The organism is Frigoribacterium sp. VKM Ac-2859 (assembly GCF_013204925.1).
In the GTDB taxonomy this organism is placed as follows: domain Bacteria; phylum Actinomycetota; class Actinomycetes; order Actinomycetales; family Microbacteriaceae; genus Frigoribacterium.
In genome coordinates this window covers 942,045-964,428 of the sequence record NZ_JABMLC010000002.1, presented here as the reverse complement: position 1 = coordinate 964,428, position 22,384 = coordinate 942,045, and the positions used below count along the sequence as shown (strand labels likewise).

At 72.9% G+C, this 22,384-nt stretch carries 19 protein-coding genes; 7 read left to right on the top strand and 12 right to left on the bottom strand.

The features are described from left to right. Window positions 1–190: 190 nt before the first annotated feature. The 3 genes from HQQ78_RS15985 to HQQ78_RS12380 form a co-directional block, all read right to left on the bottom strand. The gene (locus tag HQQ78_RS15985; protein WP_173153603.1) at window positions 191–544 is read right to left on the bottom strand and encodes a GntR family transcriptional regulator; all 354 of its coding nucleotides are present in this window, start codon (window positions 542–544) and stop codon (window positions 191–193) included. Further along, window positions 541–1,497 carry a hypothetical protein gene (locus HQQ78_RS15980; RefSeq protein ID WP_173153600.1) on the bottom strand — a complete coding sequence of 319 codons (957 nt, stop codon included), beginning with the start codon at window positions 1,495–1,497 and terminating at the stop codon, window positions 541–543. The genes HQQ78_RS15985 and HQQ78_RS15980 overlap by 4 nt, the downstream gene beginning before the upstream one ends. 90 nt (window positions 1,498–1,587) lie before the next feature. Continuing rightward, a complete protein-coding gene (locus HQQ78_RS12380) occupies window positions 1,588–3,396 on the bottom strand; it encodes a PQQ-binding-like beta-propeller repeat protein (protein ID WP_173153598.1) in 1,809 nt (602 codons plus the stop codon). 110 nt (window positions 3,397–3,506) lie between these two features. Between HQQ78_RS12380 and HQQ78_RS12375 the strand changes: the two genes are divergently transcribed. Beyond that, window positions 3,507–5,054, top strand: coding sequence for an APC family permease (locus tag HQQ78_RS12375; protein ID WP_056043796.1), 1,548 nt, complete (start codon window positions 3,507–3,509; stop codon window positions 5,052–5,054). Window positions 5,055–5,300: 246 nt separating this feature from the next. Here the strand turns inward: HQQ78_RS12375 and HQQ78_RS12370 are convergent, their stop codons facing one another. Beyond that, entirely contained in the window at window positions 5,301–5,993 is a 693-nt protein-coding gene (locus HQQ78_RS12370) for a peroxiredoxin-like family protein (protein WP_056043793.1), read from the bottom strand. A gap of 197 nt (window positions 5,994–6,190) precedes the next feature. Between HQQ78_RS12370 and HQQ78_RS12365 the strand changes: the two genes are divergently transcribed. Further along, window positions 6,191–6,655 carry an MSMEG_6728 family protein gene (locus HQQ78_RS12365; RefSeq protein ID WP_173153596.1) on the top strand — a complete coding sequence of 155 codons (465 nt, stop codon included), beginning with the start codon at window positions 6,191–6,193 and terminating at the stop codon, window positions 6,653–6,655. A gap of 103 nt (window positions 6,656–6,758) precedes the next feature. On the opposite strand, the gene HQQ78_RS12360 is transcribed toward HQQ78_RS12365, so the two are convergent. The 4 genes from HQQ78_RS12360 to HQQ78_RS15975 form a co-directional block, all read right to left on the bottom strand. Then, the gene (locus tag HQQ78_RS12360; RefSeq protein ID WP_173153594.1) at window positions 6,759–7,469 is read right to left on the bottom strand and encodes a peroxiredoxin-like family protein; all 711 of its coding nucleotides are present in this window, start codon (window positions 7,467–7,469) and stop codon (window positions 6,759–6,761) included. Window positions 7,470–7,778: 309 nt separating this feature from the next. Then, complete coding sequence (locus HQQ78_RS12355) at window positions 7,779–8,555, bottom strand: Fpg/Nei family DNA glycosylase (RefSeq protein ID WP_173153592.1); 777 nt, start codon at window positions 8,553–8,555, stop codon at window positions 7,779–7,781. A 3-nt stretch (window positions 8,556–8,558) separates the two neighbouring features. Then, complete coding sequence (locus HQQ78_RS12350; RefSeq protein ID WP_173153590.1) at window positions 8,559–13,490, bottom strand: DEAD/DEAH box helicase; 4,932 nt, start codon at window positions 13,488–13,490, stop codon at window positions 8,559–8,561. A gap of 43 nt (window positions 13,491–13,533) precedes the next feature. Further along, window positions 13,534–14,733 (bottom strand): Fic family protein, encoded by a 1,200-nt coding sequence (locus HQQ78_RS15975; RefSeq protein ID WP_173153588.1) that lies wholly within the window; start codon window positions 14,731–14,733, stop codon window positions 13,534–13,536. Window positions 14,734–14,874: 141 nt separating this feature from the next. Here HQQ78_RS15975 and HQQ78_RS12340 point away from each other — a divergent pair, with 141 nt between their 5' ends. From HQQ78_RS12340 to HQQ78_RS12330, 3 genes are read left to right on the top strand one after another with little or no spacing between them, the layout of a single operon-like run. Next, the gene (locus tag HQQ78_RS12340; protein WP_173153586.1) at window positions 14,875–15,519 is read left to right on the top strand and encodes an FMN-dependent NADH-azoreductase; all 645 of its coding nucleotides are present in this window, start codon (window positions 14,875–14,877) and stop codon (window positions 15,517–15,519) included. Window positions 15,520–15,569: 50 nt separating this feature from the next. Next, the gene (locus tag HQQ78_RS12335; RefSeq protein ID WP_157485182.1) at window positions 15,570–15,746 is read left to right on the top strand and encodes a hypothetical protein; all 177 of its coding nucleotides are present in this window, start codon (window positions 15,570–15,572) and stop codon (window positions 15,744–15,746) included. 50 nt (window positions 15,747–15,796) lie between these two features. Further along, window positions 15,797–16,795, top strand: a complete 999-nt coding sequence (locus HQQ78_RS12330) for an aldo/keto reductase (RefSeq protein ID WP_056043777.1) — start codon at window positions 15,797–15,799, stop codon at window positions 16,793–16,795. Window positions 16,796–16,822: 27 nt separating this feature from the next. On the opposite strand, the gene HQQ78_RS12325 is transcribed toward HQQ78_RS12330, so the two are convergent. Continuing rightward, window positions 16,823–17,395, bottom strand: a complete 573-nt coding sequence (locus tag HQQ78_RS12325; protein WP_056043774.1) for a phosphatase PAP2 family protein — start codon at window positions 17,393–17,395, stop codon at window positions 16,823–16,825. A gap of 134 nt (window positions 17,396–17,529) precedes the next feature. Between HQQ78_RS12325 and HQQ78_RS12320 the strand changes: the two genes are divergently transcribed. Further along, window positions 17,530–18,423, top strand: coding sequence for an SDR family oxidoreductase (locus tag HQQ78_RS12320; protein ID WP_123571344.1), 894 nt, complete (start codon window positions 17,530–17,532; stop codon window positions 18,421–18,423). Between the two features lie 227 nt (window positions 18,424–18,650). Here HQQ78_RS12320 and HQQ78_RS12315 read toward each other — a convergent pair whose 3' ends face one another. The 3 genes from HQQ78_RS12315 to HQQ78_RS12305 all read right to left on the bottom strand — a co-directional run bounded on the left by HQQ78_RS12315 (window position 18,651) and on the right by HQQ78_RS12305 (window position 21,062). Next, entirely contained in the window at window positions 18,651–19,508 is an 858-nt protein-coding gene (locus HQQ78_RS12315) for an NAD-dependent epimerase/dehydratase family protein (protein WP_173153583.1), read from the bottom strand. After that, window positions 19,505–20,518 (bottom strand): prolyl aminopeptidase, encoded by a 1,014-nt coding sequence (pip, locus tag HQQ78_RS12310; protein WP_173153580.1) that lies wholly within the window; start codon window positions 20,516–20,518, stop codon window positions 19,505–19,507. Before pip ends, HQQ78_RS12315 begins: the two co-directional genes overlap by 4 nt. Window positions 20,519–20,636: 118 nt before the next feature. Next, window positions 20,637–21,062: a DUF1810 domain-containing protein gene (locus HQQ78_RS12305; RefSeq protein WP_056043763.1), complete on the bottom strand. Its 426-nt coding sequence runs from the start codon at window positions 21,060–21,062 to the stop codon at window positions 20,637–20,639. A 126-nt stretch (window positions 21,063–21,188) separates the two neighbouring features. Here HQQ78_RS12305 and HQQ78_RS12300 point away from each other — a divergent pair, with 126 nt between their 5' ends. Beyond that, window positions 21,189–22,346: a GNAT family N-acetyltransferase gene (locus HQQ78_RS12300; protein WP_173153577.1), complete on the top strand. Its 1,158-nt coding sequence runs from the start codon at window positions 21,189–21,191 to the stop codon at window positions 22,344–22,346. Window positions 22,347–22,384: the final 38 nt, after the last annotated feature.

Genomic DNA, 22,384 nt, shown 5'->3' with positions numbered 1-22,384 from the left:
CGGCAGGGGCCGCCCTGCTCCAGCGCGTCGTCGACCCCGACGAGCTCACCTCGCTCGTCACGTATCTCGCGAGCCCGCGAGCCCGCGAGCCCGCGGGCGTCGGCGTCGGCGTCGGCGTCCAACGGTTCCGCGCTGCGCGCCGTCGGCGGGGTGCTGACCGGCGTGCTCCGAGTCGCCTCGTCACCCCACGTCAGTCGGCCGGCCAGATCGCCCGCAGGATGCCGATCGCTTCGTCGAGGTCGGTTCCCGTGGCGACCCCGGTCTCGGCGAGACGACGGGCAGCGGTCAGGACGTCGCGCGGCGTCGTGGTCGCGTGGCGGCTGACCCGCGTGCCCCCTCCGGTCCGGGTGACGAGGCAGCCCTCGGCCTCGAGTGCCTTGTAGGCCTTGGCGACCGTGCCGGGAGCGACGCCGAGGTCCTTCGCGAGCTGTCTCACCGACGGGAGGCGGTCGTCGGCGGCGAGTCGGTGGGAAGCGATGAGGCCCCGGATCTGGTCGCGGATCTGCTCCGTCGGGGGAGAGGACCCCGAGAGGCTGACGATCACGCGGTGCCCGTGTCGACCCGAGGAGCCGGCACCGCCACGTTCTCGGCCCGGCGGCGGTGGCGTCGTCCGTCCCGCACGGCGGACGCGATCACGACGAACCACGCCGTGAAGCACACCGTGGCGGCCACGAAGGCGGCGACCGAGAGCGTCGGCCCCAGGGCCGCGAAGGTCGTCCAGGTCGACACGCTCCCCTCGGAGGTGTCGAACCGTCCCCTCATCGAGGCCGTGCCGGCGAGCGAATCGAGCACGGCGGAGAGATGCAGCGCCAGGGCTCCCGTCGCGACGGCGATCGTGTCGCGGCTCCGGGCCGTGCGGTCCGCGACGTCCCGGGCACGGTCGGAGGACAGGGAGGGGCGGGCGATCAGTGCGAGACCCGTCACGACGAGTGCGATCAGCGTGGCGAGCAGGACGAGGCACGGGACCGAGTAGTACCAGCCGTAGATCGTCGTCCCCATCGCGCCGTCGGGGCCGAGGGGGACCCAGTAGAGCATGTGGCGCCCCGTTTCGGCGTCGGGTCGCGAGGCGGCTCCGGCAGCGACGGTCAGCCCCAGGACCGCTGCCAGCACGATGGCAGGGGCGAGGAACCAGCGGGCGCGGGTGAAGCTCAGGAGCGAGCGGGGCGTGAGGTCGGCCGAGCCCCCGGTCTCCCGGCGGCGGACGGGCAGGGCCACGAGCGCCACCCCGACGAGGCCGATCCAGAGCGGCCACGCGAACCGGTTCTCGGACCACCAGAGGTTCAGGGCGACCGGGAGGTCGAGCAGCAGGGCCAGGGGGCCGGCGAGGAGTCGGGCCACGAGTGCCACGCCCACCAGGCCGAGGCTGACCACGACGGCTCCGACCCGTGCCGTGGCGGGGGCCGGGGACGTCGAGTGGCGCGTCGGTGCCCAGAACGCCACGGCCAGGACGAGGCCCACGGCAGTCGGCCCGAGGGCTTCCAGGAACAGTGTCGACATCGAGTGGCCTCCCTTTTCGCGTCACTCGAACGGTACATCAATGTGTCAACAAAGTGATACAAATACCTCGTCGGCGCCGCAGCCGTGACGTCAGCGGTCGGCCACCGCCGTCGGATCGGCCAGGCGTCGGACGACGCCGTCCTGGGTCACGACGACCAGGTGCTGCCCCCAGAACTCGTACGTCAGCACGTCGTCACGCGACGTCCGCCAGAGCTCGCGGCCGCTGGACCGGTCGAGGGCGACGATCGCCAGACGCCCGTCGACCCCGAAGGTCTGCTGGTAGACGGTCGTCCGGCCCTGGGCGAGGGGTGCCGAGAACCCCGGCAGGGTCGCCTCGAAGACCACGCGCCCGTCGTGGGAGTCGAACGTCGTCACGGTCGAGGTCTCGTCGCCGAAGTCGCTGGACGGTGAGACGGTGACCTGCACGTCGTCGAAGGCGGAGCTCGGCGAGGGGTTCCACCCCGACTGCACCGTCTGTCCGCTGGCGACCGGGACCGTGGTCGACCACACGGTCTCGCCCGTCGAGGGCGACAGGCAGGTGACCGCGCTCCGAGCCACGGGTCCGTCCGCGTCGGCGGTGTCGCCAGCGTCGGCGGTGTCGCCCGAGTCGTCGGAGCCCCTCGGCCCGGCGACCACCGGGTCGCCGCTCACGACGGGGGCCGTGACCGTGACGCACCGGTCCGACACGATCAGCGAGGCGTCGCCCGACAGGTCGGCGGACCAGTCCACGGTGCCCGGCCGGTCCTGCGAGAAGGCGACCAGCTGCTGCCCGGAGGGGGCGGCGAGCGTCACGACGACGTGGTCGCCGGCCGCCTCGGGCCAGCCGTAGGTGTCGTCGTCGATCGGCAGGCGGTGCACGTCACCGGTGGCGGCATCGATCACCCGTGATCCGTCGCCGGCCGTCGTCAGCACGTAGAACTCGTCGTCGACGAGCCTCACGGTGGCCTGCGACGGTTCGTCGGCTCGCCACGACACGGCGTCGGGGGCGTCGAGGGCACGGAGCTCGTACCCCGTCACGTCGCCCTCGTCGGTGGTCGGCCCCGAGCCGTCGGGCCCGAACCTCGTCCGGGGCTGGTGCGAGACGAGGACGGTCGTCGACGAGACCTCCTCGATGCGCGTCACCTGGTCGGGATCTGACGACTCGACCGCCGCCGACCAGTCGGTGACCTCGCCCGTCCGCAGGTCCAGCCGGGCCAGGGTCGAACCCGCGTCGACCTCGACGACCAGGGTGGCGGTGCGTCCGTCGGCGTCCGGCGTCACCCGGACCGACCGCACGGCCCGCCCCAGGGCCGTGGCCACGTTCGCGCTCCACACCACGTCACCGGTGTCGCCGTCGACCCGGGCCAGGCGCCCTCCGGCACCCCCGCAGCGGTCGGACTGCTCGGCCGACTGGGCGGTGACGAGCGCGTCGTCACCGACCATCCCGGCGAACGCGTAGTAGGCGCACCCCGAGGGCATGCCGGGCGTGGCCGCACCGGCCAGGTCGGTCCGCCAGACGGTCGCCGTGGGCTCGGACCGCAGGTCGTCGACGAGCATCGCGGGGCGCACCGGCTCGTCGTACCGCGGCTGCATCGCGAGGCCCGCGCCGGCGACGAGCGCGGTCACCACGGCGACGGCGCCGACCGTCAGCCCGAGGCGGCGAGCCCGGGAGGCGCGGCTCCACCCCCGGCGCAGCGCCCGACCCGTCCGGCGTCCGACCGCCTGCAGCGGGGGTCGCCCCGCGCGCCGTCCTGCTCCGGTGGCCTCCACCCCGTCGTACCCGTCGCGAGCATCGACGTCGGCTGCGTGCTCGTCGGGGTGACCGGTCGCGGAGGCGGGCGTCGCCGGGGAGCCGGCCCGCGCCTCCCGGGCTGCCGCCGGGCGCTCGGGACGCGTCGGCTGCCACGGTCGTCCGTCCACGATGCCCCCCTCGCCCGCCATGCTACGAGACGCGGCCGGTCCGCCGGTATGCTGGCGCGTCGTCCCCCGAGACGGGGCGACCCCATCGCCCGCACCACCCAGGAGGCAGCATGAGCACCGTCCCCAAGGCCCGGGGTCTCAGCACCCTGTGGCGCACGAAGTCGGTCGAGTCGTCGCTCGCCGACTCGACGGGGCCCGAGAACGGGCTGAAGCGCTCGCTCGGCGTCACCGACCTGACCCTCATGGGCATCGCCGTCGCGGTCGGGGCCGGCATCTTCTCGGTGGGCGCCAACGCCGCCGCGAACTTCGCGGGCCCGGGCGTCACGCTGTCGTTCATCCTCGCGGCCGTCACCTGCGGCCTGGCGATCATGTGCTACGCCGAGTTCGCCTCGACCATCCCCGTCGCGGGCAGCGCGTACACCTTCACCTACGCCACCCTCGGCGAGTTCCTGGCCTGGATCATCGGGTGGGACCTCATCCTCGAGACCCTCACCGGCGCGGCCGTGCTGGCCAAGTACTGGGGCATCTACCTCAGCACCGTGTTCTCCGGCTTCGGTCTCGACGTGCCCGACACCCTGTCGATCGGGCCGCTCGAGCTGAGCTGGGCGCCGTTCGTCATCGTCGCGTTCTTCACCGTGCTGCTCGTCCTGGGCACGCAGCTCAGCTCGCGCGTCGGCAGCGTCTTCACCGTGATCAAGGTCGCGATCGTGCTGTTCGTCATCGTCGTCGGCTTCTTCTTCGTCAAGTCGTCGAACTACACGCCCTTCGTCCCGGCATCGCAGCCCCGCCCGGCCGGCGAGGGAGACGTCTGGACGCAGTCCCTCTTCTCGTTCGTCTCGGGTGCCGAGCCCGCGCAGTACGGCGTCTTCGGCCTGCTCGCCGGCGCCTCGCTCGTCTTCTTCGCCTTCATCGGGTTCGACGTCGTCGCGACCAGCGCCGAAGAGGTCAAGAACCCGCAGAAGACCATGCCCCGCGGCATCTTCCTGGGCCTGGCCATCGTCACCGTGCTCTACGTCATGGTGTCCATCGTGCTCACCGGCATGGTGTCGTACCGCGACCTCGCCGCCGTCGAGGCCCCGACCCTGGCCACGGCCTTCGACCTGGTCGGCGTCGGCTGGGCCGCCCAGGTCATCGCCATCGGAGCCCTCATCGGCCTGACGACGGTCATCATGGTGCTGCTGCTCGGCCTCGCCCGCATCGTCTTCTCGATGGCACGCGACGGCCTGCTGCCCCGCTGGCTCGCGAAGACCTCGGCCGTCCGCAAGACGCCCGTGCGCGTCCAGGTCATCGCCGGTGTGCTCGTCGCCCTGATCGCCGGGTTCACCGACGTCGGCGTCCTGGAGGAGATGATCAACATCGGCACGCTGTCGGCCTTCGTGCTGGTCAGCATCGGCGTCATCGTGCTGCGGCGCACCCGGCCCGACCTCCCGCGGGCGTTCCGGGTGCCGCTGTCACCCGTGCTGCCGATCCTGTCGGCGGTGCTCTGCGTCTGGCTGATGTTCAACCTGACCACGCTCACCTGGGCGCGGTTCGCCGTCTGGCTCGTGATCGGCGTCGTCGTGTACTTCGCCTACGGGCGTCGGCACTCGCGGGTCGGTCTCGGCGAGGACGCCGCCGCCCCGGCACCCGCCGTCGACGCTGGTGGCCGTCCGAACTGAGCGGCACCGCCGACCGACGGAGGACCCCGTCCCGGACGATGCATCCCGATCCTTCGGGGGCCGTCGTCGGGGACGGGGTCCTTCGCTGTGCCTTGGGGACTGGCCGGCGGGGCGTGACCGGCGGGGCCGGGCCGGGCGCGCCTCCTCGGCCTTAGGAGGCGCGGTGCGGCGCAGGAGGCGCGGTGCCGGTCAGGAGGCGCGGTGCCGGTCAGGAGGCGCGGTGCGGCTCAGGAGGCGCGGTGCCGGTCAGGAGGCCGGGGGCGTGTCGAGCGCGTCGACGGCGGCGACGACCTCGTCGACCTCGGTGCGGGTCGTGTAGTCGACGTGGACGTCGGCGAAGACGACCTTGCCGTCGCGGTCGACGACGAGGACGGTCGGGAACGGAACGTCGGCGGTCGCGTCGGCGTTGCTGTCGGCGACGTCGAAACCGAGGTCGGAGTGCACCGCACGGGCGGCCGCGACCGGCTCGGTCTGGATGCCCAGGGCCCGGACGAACACGTTGCCCGGGTCGGACAGCACCGGGAACTCGAGGCCGCCGTTCGCGACGGACCGTTCGCTGCCCTCGGGCGTCTGGGGGCTGATCGCGACCAGGGCGACGCCGCGCTCCCGCAGTTCGGGCAGCAGGTCGGCCTGGTAGGTCTTGAGCGTCAGGTTGCAGTAGGGGCACCAGGCGCCGCGGTAGAAGACCAGGACGGCCGGGCCCTCACCGACGGTCTCCGACAACGAGACCTCGTCGCCGGCGGTCGTCACGAGCGTCGCGTCCACGATCGTGTCGCCCACCCGGACGGCGGCCGCGGGGACGCCCGTGTCGCGGAGGGCCGACTGCTCGTCGTCGAGGACCTTCGTGGCCTCCGTGCCGATCTCGGCGGTGAACCCCTCGTTGAACTCGGTCACCTTGTCGGCGATGCGGGTGGGGATGGGGGAGTCGGCGTTCGACATGGGGTCCTCTCGACCGTGACGGGGTGCACCGGGTTCGGGCCGGTCACCTCGATCGAGGGTAGGCGGATGCGCGCCCGGGGGACCGCACGGGGCGGGGTGGTGTTCGCAATCGTCCGGCCGCGGCCCGGCTCGGGACCGGCCGCGCGCCCGTCCTCGGCGGCCGCACGGCGCCCCGCACGGGCGTGTTGGCTGGTGCGGTGCAGACGTTCCTTCCCTACGCCGACTTCCGTGCCAGCGCCGAGGTGCTCGACGACAAGCGGCTCGGCAAGCAGCGGGTCGAGACGCTCCAGGTCATGCGGGCGCTCGTCGTGCCCGGCTACGGCTGGCAGAGCCATCCGGTCACCGCGATGTGGCGGGGGTACCGGCCGGCGCTGATGGCCTACCAGGTCGAGACCTGCGCGGCGTGGGTCGCTCGGGGCTTCGCCGACACCTGCCTGGACAAGACGCTGGCCACCCTCGACGAGGTCCCCGCCGACGCGGCGGCGTTCCGCGCGGACGAGTTCGAGCTGCCTCCGTGGTTCGGTCGGGAGGACGTCCACCGCTCGCACCGGTCGAAGCTGCTGGCGAAGGCACCCGAGGCCTACGCCGCGGCGTTCGGCGACGAACCCGCCGACCTGGACTACGTCTGGCCCGTGCCGACCTCGGGCGACGCGTCGCGGTGACCGCGCGGCGTGACCGGACGGGGTGACCGGACGGCGTGACCGGACGGCGTGACCGGGCGGGGTCAGGCCGGGCGCGGTGACCGGGCGGGGTGACCGGGCGGGGTCAGGCCGCGCGCGCCTCCAGCAGGTCGAGGGCGGCGACGATCTCGTCGACCTCGGTCCGCGTCGTGTAGTCGGTGTGGACGTCGGCGAAGACGACGACCCCGTCGTGGTCGATGACGAGCACGGTGGGGAAGGGGATGTCGCCCGTCGCGTCGGCGTTGCTGTCGGCGACGTCGAACCCGAGCTGGGTGTGGACGGTGCGGGCGTCGGCACTCGGTTCGGTGCGGATGCCGAGCGCGCCGCTCAGCACGTTGCCCGGGTCGGACAGCACAGGGAACTCGAGGCTGCCGTTCGTCACCGACGCCTCGGAGCCCTCGGGGGTCTGCGGGCTGATCGCGACGAGGGCGACGCCGCGCTCCCGCAGGCGCGGCAGCAGCTCGGCCTGGTAGGTCTTCAGCGTCAGGTTGCAGTAGGGGCACCAGGCACCGCGGTAGAAGACGAGCACGGCGGGCCCCTCGCCGACGGTCTCGGCGAGCGAGACCTCGGTGCCCTGGGGCGTCAACAGCGTCGCCTCGACGACGGTGTCGCCGGGTCGCACGGCGTCGTCGGGCACGCCGGCCTCGCGCAGGGTGCTCTGCTCGTCGTCGAAGACCTTCGAGAAGTCGGGGCCGATCTGCGCGGTGAAGCCCTCGTTGAACTCGGTCACCTGCTCGGCGATGGTGGTGGGGGTGCTGGCGGTGCTGCGGGTGTCGGTGGGGTTGCTGTTCGACATGGTCGTCCTCTCGCGCTGACGGGCTCGCCGGGTACGGCCGTCGGGTGTCGCTGATCGTAGGCACGTCACCTCGGACCGACGCCGGGCCGCGTCACGGGACGTCACACGCGGCCTGCCGGTCGGGCGCTCGGGTGCTCGGGCGCTCGGACCCTGTCCTGCCGATCGACCCTGCATCCCGGCGCTGCTCGGCCGCCGACCCAAGCCGCCACGATGTAAACATCCCGCCACACGATTGCGTGGCGGGATGTTTACATCGTGGTGGCGTGGTGGCGTGGTGGCGTGGTGGCGTGGCGGTCGGGCAGACGACCGTCAGCTCTGGCAGTGAGGGCACCAGTAGGTGTCGCGGAGTTCGAGTTCGCTCTCGCCGAGCTCGCCCCTCTTGATCTTGGTGCCGCAGCGCAGGCACGGTTTGCCCGCCCGGCCGTAGACCCAGTCGGTCGTGCCGCGGAGGTTGCCGGTCGTCGTGCGGTCGACGCGGTCTTTGTTGGCCTGGATCAGCCGGTGAGCGAGGTCGATCATCTTGGGCCGGTTCCCGACGTCGCCGACGGGACGGGTCGGGAGCACGCCCCTCAGGAAGCAGAGCTCGTTGCGGTACACGTTGCCGACACCCGCCAGCACCCGTTGGTCGAGCAGCGCGAGCCCCACCTCGCGGGACGGGTCGGCCTCGAGGTTGGCGAGGGCGCGCGCCGCGTCCCAGTCGGGGCCGAGGAGGTCGGGGCCGAGGTACGAGACCACGCTGTCGTCGTCGTCGCGGGCCACGAGCTCGACGATGCCGAGGTCGAACCCGACGGCGACCCAGTCGGCGGTCTCGAGCACGACGCGCGCCTGGTAGGCCGGACGTCTCCACTTCGTGCCGTGCCGGTAGACGTGCCACGAGCCCTCCATCTTGAGGTGCGTGTGCAGCGTCAGGTCGCCGATGTGGTGCAGCAGGTGCTTGCCACGGGCGATCACGTCGTCGATCACCTCACCGCTGAGGTCGACGGTCGCAAACGCCGGCACCCGGAAGTCGCTGGCGGTGAGCGTCTGGCCGCGCAGGACCGCGTCGAGGTTCTTGGCGGCGCGGTAGACGGTGTCTCCTTCGGGCATCGGTCAGGCCCTCAGCCGGATGCCGCTCGGCGTCGGTGCGAACCCCGCGTCGCGCAGGGCGTCGCCGAGGGCGGTACCCAACACGAACTCGCCGTCGACCCGTTCGACCGCGAGCTTGCCGATGCGGTTGCGCACGGTGGCGGCCAGCGAACCCGCGGCCAGGGCGAGCTCGCGCTCGTCCGGCTCACCGAAGGTCAGCACCGTCTTGCCGCCGCGCTCCACGTAGACGACGAGCCGCCCGTCGACGAGCACCACGAGCGAACCGGCCTTGCGCCCCGGGCGGTGACCGGACTTCTTCTTGCCGCCCGCGCCTCCTGGGGTGTCGCTCGTCGCCCGGTCGTCGCCCCCCGAGGAGGCGCGGGTCGAGCCGGCGGCGGAGCCCGCCTCGGCGCGCTCCCCGGCTCCGGTCGCCGTGGTCGCCGCCGCCGCGGTGGCGGCTCGTGCCGCCGCGCTCGCCACGGCCGCGGCCTCGTCGGCGGAGGCGCCGTCGAGCGTCTGCCCGGGCCAGGGCAGGGCCGCCCCGTAGGGGTTCGCCGGGTCGGTGGCGGCCAGGGTCACCACGGGCACGTCGAGCTGACGACCCGCGGCGACGAGGGTGTCGTCGTCGCGGCGGTCGCCCTCGTCGCGCACGAACGACCGCAGGCGGTCGACCGTGGGCCCGGTCGCGAACTGGGCCGCCCCGAGGCCCTCGACGAAGTAGCCCCGTCGGGCCCGCCCCGTCTCTTCGAAGCCGCTGAGCACCTTGTAGGCCGTCGAGAAACCGCCACGGACGCCCTCGTTGACGACGGCGCCGCGGGTGACGACGCCGTGCCGCTCGAGGAGGATCTCGGCCGTCGCGGCGGCGCGCACGGTGCCGTCGGGTTCGGCCAGCGGCAACAGCGACCAGCGGCCGCCGACGGTGGGCGGGCCCGCCTGTCGAGGCATGGCGACCCGGCCGCGGCTGCGGTACGACGAGCGCGACCGCGTCGGGGTGCGCGGCCTCGGCGTGCGTCCGCCGCCCACCTGGGTGCGCAGGGGCGCGAACGTGTCGTTGGTGATCTGCCCGGCCCAGACGAGCTGCCAGATGGCGGTGACCAGGGCGTCGTCGTCGGTGCTGCCCACGGCGTCCGACAACTGGCGGAAGAAGTACGCCCCGCCACCGGCCAGGGCCGCCAGCACCTCGCGTTGCAGGTCGTCGGTCTCGGCTCCGGACGGCTCGGGCAGGGTGACCTGGGCTCCGTCGGCGAGGTGCAGGCTGACCCAGCCGTCGTTGCCGGGCAGGGTGCCGGTGCCGGACCAGATGACGTCGCCGGTGGCCGTGAGCTCGTCGAGCATCGACGGGTTGTAGTCGGTCACGCGGGCCGGCAGGATCAGGGACTCCCAGGCCGAGGCGGGCAGCGAGACCCCGCTGAGCTGGTCGACGACCTGCACGACGCCGTCGAGGCCGCGCAGGCCCGACCCCTTGAGCCCGGTGGCGACGTGCTGCCAGGCGGGCAGGAAACGCCCGAGCGTCTCGGGGGCGACGGGCTCGACCTCGTGCCGGAGCGCGGCCAGCGACTTGCCGCGCAGTCGGCGCAGCACCTCGGAGTCGCACCACTCGCTGCCCTGCTGTCGGGGGCGGAACTCGCCCTCGACGACGCGACGCTGGGTGGCAAGCTTCCGCAGGGTGTCCATCACGACGGCGGTGCCGAGGCCGAGACGGTCGGCCACCATGGCGGGAGTGAAGGGGCCGTGGGTACGGGCGAACCGGCCGATGAGGTCGCCCAGCGGGTCGTCGACCGGTTCGACGAAGGCGGTCGGCACGCCGATCGGCAGGGCGACGCCGAGGGCGTCGCGGAGGCGCGAGGCGTCCTCGATGCCGGCCCAGCGCACCGTGCCGGCGTGGGTGAAGCGCAGGACGCGGTTCGACCAGGCGAGGTCGGTCAGGGCGGTCTCGAGCGCGCGGTGGGCGTCGTCGCGGGCGGCCACGTCACCGGCGACGAGGGTGGCCGCGAGCCAGCTGCGGTCGATGATCTCGTCGGTGGTCAGCGGGCCGAGCAGTCGCAACAGGTCGACGACGCCCTCGATGTCGCGGGCCCGGCGGTCGGGGGCGAGGCGCTGCAGTTCGAGCTCGTGCTGGTCGATGACGTCGGCGTCGAGCAGCTCGCGCAGCTCGGCCCGGCCGAGCAGCTCTTGCAACAGGCTCGAGTCGAGCGACAGGGCGGCAGCACGACGCTCGGCGAGCGGTGAGTCGCCTTCGTACATGAAGGCCGCGACGTAGCCGAAGAGCAGCGACCGGGCGAAGGGCGAGGGCACCTCGGTCTCGGTCTCGACGATGCGCACGGTGCGGCTGGCGAGGTCGCGGGTGAGGCTCATCAGGGCAGGCAGGTCGTACACGTCCTGCAGCACCTCGCGCACGGCCTCGAGCACGATCGGGAACTGCGGGTACTTGCGGGCGACGTCGAGCAGCTGGGACGAGCGCTGACGCTGTTGCCAGAGCGGCGACCGCTTGCCGGGGTTGTACCGGGGCAGCAGCAGGGCCCGGGCGGCGCACTCGCGGAAGCGTGACGAGAACAGGGCGGAGCCGCCGACCTCTTCGGTGACGATCTCGTCGAGGTCGTCGAGCTCGAACGAGAACAGCTCGGCCCCGGGAGGCTCGGCGTCGGTGTCGGGGATGCGCACGACGATGCCGTCGTCGGCAGCCATGGCCCCGCCGTCGACCCCGAGCTGGTCGCGGATGCGAGCCGAGACCGCCAGGGCCCACGGAGCGTGCACCTGCATGCCGTAGGGGGAGTGCAGGATGAGGCGCCAGTCGCCGAGCTCGTCGCGGAAGCGCTCGACCACGAGGGTGGTGTCGGTCGGCACGTACGACGTGGCGGCCTTCTGTTCGCCGAGGAACGCGATCAGGTTGCGTGCCGCCCGCTCGTCGAGCCCGCCGGCGGCGACGCGGGTGGTGGCGTCGGCCTCGCTCGAGTTCGACAGCTCGCGGACGTAGCCGCCGATGGCCTTGCCGAGCTCGGCCGGCCTGCCGATGCCGTCGCCCTTCCAGAAGGGGACGCGACCGGGCTGGCCGTAGGCGGGCGAGACGAGCACGCGGTCGTGCGTGATGTCCTCGATGCGCCAGCTCGTGGCCCCGAGGGCGAACACGTCGCCGACCCGGGACTCGTAGACCATCTCTTCGTCGAGCTCGCCGACGCGGGCGGCCTTCTCGCCGACCATGAAGACGCCGAACAGGCCCCGGTCGGGGATGGTGCCGCCGCTCGTCACCGCGAGGCGTTGGGCCCCGGGACGACCGGTCAGGGTGCCGTGCACGCGGTCCCAGACGATCCGGGGCCGCAGTTCGGCGAACTCGTCGGAGGGGTACTTGCCGCTGAGCAGGTCGAGGGTGGCGTCGAAGGCGGAGCGCGGCAGGGTGGCGAACGGGGCGCTGCGGCGCACGGTGTCGAACCAGGCGTCGGCGTCGAGTTCGTCGAGCGCCACGGCCGCGACGGTCTGCTGGGCCAGCACGTCGAGGGGGTTGGTCGGCACGCGCAGCTCTTCGATGAGCCCGGCGACCATGCGCTCGGCGGCGACGGCGGAGTGGATCAGGTCGGCCCGGTGCTTGGGGAACAGGACGCCGCGGGAGGTCTCGCCGACCTGGTGCCCGGCGCGGCCGACGCGTTGCAGGCCGCTGGCGACCGACGGCGGCGACTCGACCTGGATGACCAGGTCGACCGCACCCATGTCGATGCCGAGCTCGAGCGAGCTCGTGGCGACGACGCAGCGCAGTCGGCCGCTCTTGAGGTCGTCCTCGATGAGGGCTCGTTGGTCTTTCGACACCGAGCCGTGGTGGGCCCGGGCGAGCAGGGGATCGCTGCCGGCGGTCTGCCCCGAACCGCCCATGAGCTGGGCCGGCGCGCCGCCGCCGACCGCCGGGTTGCGCTGCGCGGCGGGTGCCGGGGCGAAGGGGTCGACGGCGTCGGCGGCCGCGTCGTCGCCGACCGGGCCGGCGGTGACCAGCTGGCCCCGCGCCTCCTCGGTGGCACGCTCGGCGGCCTCGAGGTCGCCGCCCTGGCGTTCGATCCAGATGTCGTTGAGGCGGGCCGTGAGGCGTTCGGCCAGGCGGCGTGAGTTCGAGAAGACGATGGTCGAGCGGTGCGCGGCGATCAGGTCGACGATGCCCTCTTCCACGTGGGGCCAGATGGAGCCCTGCGGCGCGGCGCCGGCGGCCGAGCCCTCGAGTGGGGCGGCGGTGCCGAGCTCGGTCATGTCGTCGACCGGGACGACGACCCGCAGGTCGAACTTCTTGTCGGCGCGGGGGTTGACGATGGTGACCGGTGCCGGGCCGGCGAGGAACCGCGCGACCTCTTCGGGCGGCCGGACGGTCGCGCTGAGCCCGATGCGCTGGGCGGGTTTCTCGAGCAGGGCGTCGAGGCGTTCGAGAGAGAGGGCCAGGTGTGCACCGCGCTTCGTCGAGGCGACGGCGTGGACCTCGTCGATGATGACCGTCTGCACGCCCTTGAGGGTCTCGCGCGCCTGCGACGTGAGCATGAGGTAGAGCGACTCGGGCGTCGTGATGAGGATGTCGGTCGGCGTGCGGGCGAGACGGCCGCGGTCGCTCGAGCTCGTGTCGCCGGAGCGCACGCCCACCGTGATGTCGGGAGCCTCGGTGCCCAGGCGTCTCGCGGTCTGGGTGATGCCCACGAGCGGTGAACGGAGGTTGCGTTCGACGTCGACGCCGAGCGCCTTGAGCGGCGAGATGTAGAGGACCCGGGTGCGGTGCAGCTTCTCGTCGGGCGGGGGTGACGAGGCCAACGAGTCGATCGACCAGAGGAACGACGCGAGCGTCTTGCCCGAACCGGTCGGCGCGATGACGAGGGCGTGGTCGCCCTGGCTGATGGCCGTCCAGGCGCCTTCTTGAGCCCGGGTCGGCGCGGCGAACGCCCCCCGGAACCACTCACGGGTCGCGGGGGAGAAGCGCTCGAGCACGTCGGTCATCGTTGCCATCCTGCTCTGCACCACCGACATTCCGCCGAGGGGCTCAGCTCAGCACGGTGGCCTCGCCTCGGCGTCCCGAGCGTGCCACGAACGCGTCCAACGCCTCGAGGACATCGTCCGCGCGCCAGATGGTGCCCATCTTGTACTCGGCCTTCTCCTTCAGGACTCCCGATTCGACCAGCCGTCGGAGCAGGGGGTAGACGTTGCTCGGGGCGAGCGAGAGCCGGGAAGCGGCCGTCGTGGCGTCGAGGACGGGTTGGTGGACGAGCAGGTCGAGCAGGCGCCAGACCGACGAGTCGCTCCGCGCGCTGACGCGGGTCGACCAGGATGCCCGGACGTCGTGGAGCTCGTCGACGAGCGTCCGGGCGTTCGCGACTGCCCGGAGGGACGCCTCGGCCGTCAATCGCACGATGGGGTCGAGTTCACCTGCCCGGTACGCCGTCAAGGCTCGGTGGTAGGCATCGACGTCGGTCAGCAGGCCTGCCGAGACCGGCACCGTCACGGACCGCGTGACCCCCTTGGACCGCAGCATCGCCTGGGTGAGGGAGCGCCCCGTCCGACCGTTTCCGTCGGTGAACGGATGGATCGTCTCGAACTGGGCGTGCGTCACGGCCGCCTGGACGAGGACGGGCAGGTCGTCGCGTCGTGCGAATTCCAGGCAGTCGTCGAGGAGTCCGGGGACCCGCGCGCTGACCGGGGCGACGAACTCGGCACCGAGGGGGCTGGCACTGCTCCGACCGATCCAGACCTGCTCGTTCCGGAGGGCGCCCGGAGTGTGTCGTGGGTCCGCAGCCATCAGCGTGGCGTGCATCGTGAGGACGGACGCCCTGGTCAGTTCGTCCGCCAGGTCGATCGCGGCCGACATGGCGCGTGTGTTCGCCGCGATCAGGGTCGCGTTGCGCTTGCGTTCATCCCCGAGCTCGGCCGAGAACACGGATCGGGCGTTGGCGGTCAGGTTCTCGATGCGCGACGAGGCGAGGGCCTCGCTGCGGAGCAGCAGCGGGGCGAAGGCCGCCACTTCGCCGCCGAGGGTGGCATCGAAGCGAGTCAGTTCGAGAGAGGCGTCCTCGGCCAGAGCGCGGACCTCGGGCGACGGAGCGGGGTCGAGTGCGCCGATGAGGGGCGGCACCGCCGCGCGGAACACGGTCGACCCGAACGGCTCGGCACGGAATCCGGCCGTCGGGCGACCGGACGGCACCCATGCGACCTCTTCGTGGTCGAGCGGCGGCCAGGTGGCGGTCACGGCACCTCACAAGTCAGAATCCGAGCGCGTACTTTTATGACTTATCACCTCAAGTCATAATTCGCTGGCACGAGATTATGGTGTCTCCACCCGGTGTGCAACCTCGCCGACCGTGTCGGTCGCCCGGGCTACCGTGGGCGCATGCCGAACCTGCTCCACCTCGACTCGTCCGCCGACCTCACGACGAGCCGCTCCCGTGCGATCACCGCGGCGTTCGCCGACGCCTGGCGCGACCTCGGCGCCGACCACACGGTCACCCGGCGCGACCTGCACGTCGACCCGCTGCCCCACCTGAGCGACAGCTCGTTGCACTGGCCGCCGCGGCTCCGGCAGCCGGGCGACGCCCCCGATCCCGCCCACGAGGCCCTGCAGCAGGCCCTGATCGCCGAGCTCGTCGCCGCCGACGTCGTCCTGATCGGTGCGCCGCTCTACAACTACTCGCTGCCCTCGACGCTCAAGGCCTGGGTCGACAACGTCCACCTGCCCGGCGTCACCGCGCCCTTCGACGGCGACGACCAGCAGCCGATGCTCGGACGACCCGCGGTCGTGGTGACCAGCCGCGGCGGCGCCTACGACGACGGCACGCCCACGGGCGGCTGGGACCACGCCACCCCGGTCCTCGAGATCGTCCTGGGGGCCACGCTCGGCATGCGCGTCGAGACGATCGCCACGAACCTCACGCTCAGCGACCGGCTGCCCATGCCCGAGGCCGCCCGCGAGCGAGCGACGCGCGAACTGCGAGAGGCGAAGGAGGCGGCGGTCGCCTCGGCTCGTCGCCTCGGGTGACCGTGTCGTCGCGTCGACGAGGCGGCCGTCGGGCCGGGGCCGCACGCCGCGTGAAGTCGGTCGTCGCGCGCGTGTTCGGCATGCTGGCCGCTGCTCTCGCGATCGTCGGGCTCGTCCGGCTCCTGCAGGGGCAGGCCGGGTTCGGGGCGGCGTTCCTCTTCGCGGCGTTCGTCTCGGTCGTCGTCGCCTACGCGCTGGTCCGCAGCGTGAACGCGTCGCGCCGCTGAGCCCTCGCAGTCTGGGCGGGTCGACGTGCGGCGTGGCTAGGCTCGACGGCATGCAGAGCCGCACCCTCGGAACCCGTTCACCCTTCCTCGCCGACCGTCCCGTCTCGGTCATCGGTCTCGGCACCTGGCAGCTCGGTGCCGACTGGGGCGACGTCAGCGAGAGCGACGCGCTCGACGTGCTGGGCGCCTCCGTCGAGTCCGGGGTGACCTTCTTCGACACCGCCGACGTGTACGGCGACGGGCGCAGCGAGCAGATCATCGGGCGCTTCCGTGCGTCGAACCCCGACGTGCCCCTCACGGTCGCGACGAAGATGGGCCGTCGGCTCGACCAGGTGCCGTCGAACTACGTCCGCGACAACTTCGTGGCGTGGACCGACCGTTCGCGCCGCAACCTCGGCGTCGACACGCTCGACCTGGTGCAGCTGCACTGCCCGCCCACCCCCGTCTTCGAGAGCGATGCGGTCTACGACGCCCTCGACGAGCTGGTCGAGAACGGTGCGATCCGTGCCTACGGCGTCAGTGTCGAGGAGACCGCCCAGGCACTCACCGCCATCGCCCGACCGAACCTCGCGACCGTGCAGATCATCTTCAACGCGTTCCGTCTCAAGCCCCTCGACGAGGTGCTGCCGGCCGCACGACGGGCCGGCGTCGGCATCATCGCGCGCGTCCCCCTCGCCAGCGGACTGCTGTCGGGCAAGTACACGACCGAGACGACGTTCGCCGAGAACGACCACCGCACGTACAACCGTCACGGCGAGGCCTTCGACCAGGGCGAGACCTTCAGCGGTGTCGACTTCGAGCAGGGCGTCGCCGCCGCGCAGGAGTTCGCCGCGGCCGTCCCCGACGGCGTCACCGTGCCGCAGGCCGCCCTCGCGTGGATCGTCGAGCAGCCGGGCGTCAGCACGGTCATCCCCGGAGCGCGCAACGTCGCGCAGGCCACGGCGAACGCCGCGGCCGGCAGCGTCGGCGAGCTCGACGACGGGCTCGACAGCGAGGTCGTCCGCATCTACGACCAGTACTTCCGCGAGGCCGTCCACCCCCGCTGGTAGACCGGGTGCCGGCGGGCCGGCCCGGGGTCAGCGCCCGCGCGGTGCCGACACGAGTCGGCCCAGCAGTGCGACGCCCGACCCGATGAGCAGCCCGCCGACGACGTCGGACGTCCAGTGCGCCCCCACGTGGAGGCGCGACCACGAGACCGCACCGGCCAGCGGCAACAGGGCTGCCGCGGCTCCCGGCGACTCGATCGCGACTCCCGTCACGAAGCCGGCGGCACAGGCCGCGTGGCCGGACGGGAACGACGCGGACAGCGGCTGGCTGCGCAGGCGTCGCTCGATCGGGACGTCGTCGATCAGGGGCCGGTTGCCGCCGAAGATGCGCTTGCCGACGATGTTCGCCATGGCACTGGCGAAACCGAGCGACAGGGTGCCCCGCACCGCGGCACGACGCTGGCCGACGAGGGCGAGTCCTGCGGCGACCGCGGCCCACAAGAGTCCGTGGTCGGCGAAGTGGCTGAGGCGGCTGAGGTTGCGGTCGACGACCGGCACTCCCCTGACCGAGTTGATGCGTTTCGCGGCCCGTCGGTCGGCGCGCAGCACCCAGGCGGGCAGGACCTGACGGGGAGTCTCGGAAGGCAGTGGCAGCAGGGGCACGCGACCACCGTATCTTTCCCCGGGGGTGGTGCCGCGCCTCCTTGGTTGCTGTCGTCGCTCCGCGCCGTCGACGTCACCCCCGACCGGGGTACAAGCTGGGCCGGCGCGCCCACTCCGCCGCGTACACCGGGGGCATGGCAGACAACATGTACACCCCGCAGAACCCCGTCACCCAGTACCCCCAGCCTCCGTTCGAGCACCAGCAGCAGAGCGCTCCCGGCGACGTCCACGCCATGAAGCCCGAGCCCGACCACGGCGAGACCAGCTACGTCGGCAGCGGTCGCCTCGCCGGCCGCAAGGCCCTCGTCACCGGTGCCGACAGCGGCATCGGCCGTGCGACGGCCATCGCCTTCGCCCGCGAGGGTGCCGACGTCGCGCTGAGCTACCTCGCCGAAGAGCAGTCCCAGGCCGAGGAAGTCGCCGCACTCGTCCGCGAGGCCGGTCGCACCGCCGTCCTGTTGCCCGGCGACCTGCAGGTCGAGCAGACCAACGTCGACGTCGTCGAGAAGACGGTCGCCGAGCTCGGCGGCCTCGACATCCTGGCGATCATCGCCGGCGTCATGCCGACCGTCAGCAGCATCGACGACTTCGAGACCGAGACGCTCGACCACGTCCTCAAGGCCAACATCTACCCGCTGTTCTGGTTGACCAAGGCCGCCTCGACCCACCTGAAGCCGGGGGCCTCGATCATCACGACCTCGTCGATCCAGGGCTTCCAGCCCTCGCCTGACCTCGCCGAGTACGCCGTGTCGAAGGCCGGCATCGCCAACTGGACCCGCGCCATGGCCCAGCAGCTGGCCGAACGCGGCATCCGCGTCAACGGCGTCGCGCCCGGCCCCGTCTGGACGCCGCTGCAGCCCGCCTTCGTGCCGAACGAGAAGATCGAGAGCTTCGGCTCGGAGGCCGCCTACGGCCGCCCGGGCCAGGCCGTCGAGCTCGCCCCGTCGTTCGTCTTCCTGGCGAGCCAGGAGTCGAGCTACATCAGCGGCGAGACCATCGCCGTCACGGGTGGCACGCCGATCCACTGATCACCCTCCGCCCTCGAGGACGCCGCCCAGCGAACGAGCCCCGCGACGCCACGCGGTGCCCCATTCGCTGGGCGGCGTTCTCGCGCGCGAGGCGGACGAGGCGGACGAGGTGACCCCGTCCCGCCCCAGTTCGCACCGGCGGGCGTGGGCCCACCTGGCCCGCACCTGCGGGCGTAGGTCCGACAAGCCCGCATCGCCTGGCCCGTCCGAGCCGGGCCGGGCCCGGCTCAGGGGTGCCGCACGCCCTCGCCCGCGATCACGGCCCGGTACCCCTCGCGGAAGGTCGGGTACTCGAAGGTGAACCCCGTGCCGCGCAGTCGTGCGTTCGACAACCGCTTGTCGCCGCCCGCCTGACGACCCCGAGGAGGCGCGCTCGGCGGCACGGGCGACCCCAGTTCGTCGGCCACGAACGTCAGCACGTCGTCGAGCCTCGACGGCTCGTCGTCGACCCCCACGTACAGGACGTCGGTCGGCGCCGAGGTGGTGGTGAGGTGCACGATCGCGGCCGCCGCGTCGTCACGGTGGATGCGGTTCGTGTGGGGAGAGCTGCCGGCCGGCTCGGCCAGCCGCGCGTCACCGTCGCGCACCTGGGTGATCAGTCGCTCCCGGCCCGGGCCGTAGATGCCGCCGAGGCGCAGGACGATGCCGTCGGGACGACGTGCGTGCAGCAGGGCCTCGGCCTCGAGGATGACCTCGGCCGTGGGGGAGGCCCCGGTCGCCGGGGTGGTCTCGTCGACGACGCTGCCGTCGTCGACGTCGTACACGGCGGTCGACGAGACGAACAGCACCCGGGCGTCGGCGGCCCCCGCCTCGTCGAGCGCGTCGAGGACGTTCCGCAGGCCGTCGACGTAGGACGCCCGGTAGGTGTCGACGTCGCGGGACCCGGCCGAGAGGGCGACGACGACGATCTCGGTGTCGGCGGGCAGCGTGGGCCGGGTGGCGCCGAGGTCGATCGACACGCCGTCGATCGACGCGGGCAGCTTCTCGGCCGAGCGACGAAGCCCGAGGACGTGGTGCCCCAGGGCGGCGAAGCGCAGGGCCGCCTCGGTGCCGAGGTCGCCGCAGCCGGCGAGGACGACGGTCATCGGCTCGCCTCGTCATGCGAGAGTGGCGACTCCGACTCGGACTCGGACTCGGACGCGAACCGGTCGGTCGCCGAGATGAGCGCGTCGAGGATGCCCGGCTCGTCGAACGCGTGGCCGGCGTCGTCGACCAGGACGAACTCGGCGCCGGGCAGGGCGGCGTGCAGGTCGAAGGCCGTCGTCGCCGGTGTGCACAGGTCGTAGCGCCCCTGCACGATCACCGTCGGGATGTGCGAGACGAGGTGTGCGTCGCGGATCAGCTGGCCCTCGTCGAGGAAGCCGCGATGGACGAAGTAGTGGTTCTCGATGCGGGCGAAGGCCAGTGCGAACGCCGGGTCGGAGTACCGCTCGACCAGGTCGGGGCGGGGCAGCAGGGTGATCGCCGAGGCCTCCCACGACGACCAGGCCACGGCGGCGGGCCCGTGGACGGCGGGGTCGGGATCGGCGAGGAGTCGCGCATAGGCCTCGATCAGCCCGCCGGGGCGCCGCTCGTCGGGGGGCACCGGGGCGAGGTAGCCCTGCCACCGGTCGGGCAGGACGTTCGACGCCGGGCCCTCGTAGAACCAGTCGAGCTCGCTCTGGCGCAGGGTGAAGATGCCGCGCAGCACGAGCTCGGTGACGCGGTCGGGGTGGGTCTCGGCGTAGGCGAGCGCGAGGGTCGAGCCCCACGAGCCGCCGAACACCTGCCAGCGGTCGATGCCCAGGTGCTCGCGCAGGGTCTCGAGGTCGGCCACGAGGTGGCGGGTCGTGTTCGTCGAGAGGTCGGTGCCGAACGTGCCGGCGTGGGGTGTGCTGCGACCCGCCCCACGTTGGTCGAGCAGCACGATGCGGTACCGGTCGGGGTCGAACAGGCGGCGGTGCGCGGGTGACGACCCGCTGCCGGGCCCGCCGTGCAGGAAGACCACCGGCTTGCCGTCGGGGTCGCCGCATTCTTCCCACCAGACCTGCTGGCCGTCGCCGACGTCGAGCAGGCCGGAGTCGTGGGGTTCGATCTCGGGGTAGAGCTGGCGCATGCGGACGAGCGTAGCCGGGGGAGCCGACACCGGCAGGGGAGGCGCGGCGCCTGGGGGCGACGACCCGCGCCTCCTCGTCCGGGGAGGAACCGTCGCCGACGGACGGTCGCGGACGGGCTCAGAGGCGGGCGACGGTCAGGTCGTCCTCGACGCCGTCGAACCATCGATCGAGCACGGCCCGGAACTCGGGTTCGGCCGGGTCGGCCCGCGCGAACAGGGTCATCGACGAGCGCAGCTTGAGGGCGTCGATCCCGCCCATCAGCTCGCCGGCGCTCGCGGCGTCCGCCCGGGCCGCGACGCCCGCCGCCTCGCGCAGGCGCGGGCCGAGCAGGGGATGGGCGAGGTAGGCCCGCGCCTCGTCGAGCGATCGGATCGCGTAGGTGCGGTCCATGCCGCTGCGGCCGAGGCCGGCGATCTGCGGGAAGACGAACCACATCCAGTGCGAGGTCTTCCGCCCGCGGCGCAGCTCGGCCAGGGCCTGGTCGTGGGTGCCGCCGGCGTCCTGCGCGTCGACGTACCGTCCGAGGTCGAAGGGATCGCTCATCGCCCCGTTCTACGCGCCGCGGATCGAGCCGTCTCCCCCCTGGCGCGGAGGCCGAGGACGGCGCTACCCTGGTCGGCTGCCCTGCCGGGCGGCGGACCACGTCCCCGCCACGACCCCGGAGCCCCCGTGACCGACATCGTGATCGATGAGATCGTCGTGCCCGACACCCTCGAGCCCCGCTCCGACGCCGGAGCCGACGCCGATGCCGGCCACGACGCCGACGCCGACCGCGCCGACCGCGCCGACCGCGCCGCACGCGTCGCCGCCTACGTCGAGGCCATCGGCCTCGAGAACGCCGTCCAGGCCGAGGTGCTCGGCTTCGGCGACCTCGACTTCGGCCCGGCCGAACAGCTGCCGCAGTGGCACGACCGGTTCACGCCGCGGCGGCTGTTCGTGGTGCGGTCCGGTGGTCGCATCGTCGGCCAGGCCACCTACGAGACGCTCGCCGACCCGGCCGTCACGACCTGCTGGCTCTGGGTCGCCGTCGACCCCGAGCACCGCCGCCGGGGGCTCGGCACGGCACTGCTCGACCACGTCGAGGCCGTCGCCCGTGCGGCGGGCAGGACCGACGCGATCTCATTCGTCGCGTCCGGCCAGGGCTCGCGCCCCGACCCGGGCGACCGCCTCGAGGCCTCGACCGGTCACGGGTGGGTGCCCCGCGCCTCCTCGGAGGTCCGGTTCGCGCTCTCGCGCGGCTACGCGCTCGGCCAGGTCGAGCGCATCAGCCGCCTGCCCCTGCCGGTCGACGAGGAGGCGCTGGCCGCGATCCGCTCCGAGGCGCTCGCCGCGGCGGGTGACGAGTACCGCGTCCACACCTGGTCCGGCCCCACGCCTCCGCGCTGGCGGTCCGACGTCGCGGCGATGGCGACCGCGTTGAGCACCGACGCACCGATGGGCGACGTGCCGGAGCCCGAGGACGTCTGGACCGTCGATCGCCTGGTCGAGGCCGAGCAGCGACGCGCCGCGAGCGGGCGGGCCTCGCTGACCGCGGCGGCCGAGCACGTGCCGACCGGCCGACTCGTCGCGTGCTCCGACCTCGCGGTGCCCGACGACGCGTCGCGGCCCGCGATGCAGCAGATGACCCTCGTGCGGCGTGAGCACCGCGGGCACCGGCTGGGCTGGCTCGTCAAGGTCGCCAACCTGGACCGACTCGTCGTCGAGAAGCCGGGACGCCCGTCCGTGCTGACCTTCAACGCCGAGGAGAACCGGCCCATGCTCGCGGTCAACGAGGCCGTCGGGTTCGTGCCGATCGGCGTCGAGGGAGTGTGGCACCGGCTGCTGTGAGGCGGGAGGCGGGCCTGCCGGTCGGTCGTGCCCGGAGA

Excerpts from the sequence above, each read along its gene's own strand:
- HQQ78_RS12330 (WP_056043777.1), top strand. The coding sequence starts at position 15,797 with ATGCAGAGCCGCACCCTCGGAACCCGTTCACCCTTCCTCGCCGACCGT.
- HQQ78_RS12375 (WP_056043796.1), top strand. The coding sequence starts at position 3,507 with ATGAGCACCGTCCCCAAGGCCCGGGGTCTCAGCACCCTGTGGCGCACG.
- pip (WP_173153580.1), bottom strand. The coding sequence starts at position 20,518 with ATGCGCCAGCTCTACCCCGAGATCGAACCCCACGACTCCGGCCTGCTC.
- HQQ78_RS15980 (WP_173153600.1), bottom strand. The coding sequence starts at position 1,497 with ATGTCGACACTGTTCCTGGAAGCCCTCGGGCCGACTGCCGTGGGCCTC.
- HQQ78_RS12350 (WP_173153590.1), bottom strand. The coding sequence starts at position 13,490 with ATGACCGACGTGCTCGAGCGCTTCTCCCCCGCGACCCGTGAGTGGTTC.
- HQQ78_RS12315 (WP_173153583.1), bottom strand. The coding sequence starts at position 19,508 with ATGACCGTCGTCCTCGCCGGCTGCGGCGACCTCGGCACCGAGGCGGCC.
- HQQ78_RS12320 (WP_123571344.1), top strand. The coding sequence starts at position 17,530 with ATGGCAGACAACATGTACACCCCGCAGAACCCCGTCACCCAGTACCCC.
- HQQ78_RS12340 (WP_173153586.1), top strand. The coding sequence starts at position 14,875 with ATGCCGAACCTGCTCCACCTCGACTCGTCCGCCGACCTCACGACGAGC.
- HQQ78_RS12305 (WP_056043763.1), bottom strand. The coding sequence starts at position 21,062 with ATGAGCGATCCCTTCGACCTCGGACGGTACGTCGACGCGCAGGACGCC.
- HQQ78_RS12355 (WP_173153592.1), bottom strand. The coding sequence starts at position 8,555 with ATGCCCGAAGGAGACACCGTCTACCGCGCCGCCAAGAACCTCGACGCG.
- HQQ78_RS12360 (WP_173153594.1), bottom strand. The coding sequence starts at position 7,469 with ATGTCGAACAGCAACCCCACCGACACCCGCAGCACCGCCAGCACCCCC.
- HQQ78_RS12370 (WP_056043793.1), bottom strand. The coding sequence starts at position 5,993 with ATGTCGAACGCCGACTCCCCCATCCCCACCCGCATCGCCGACAAGGTG.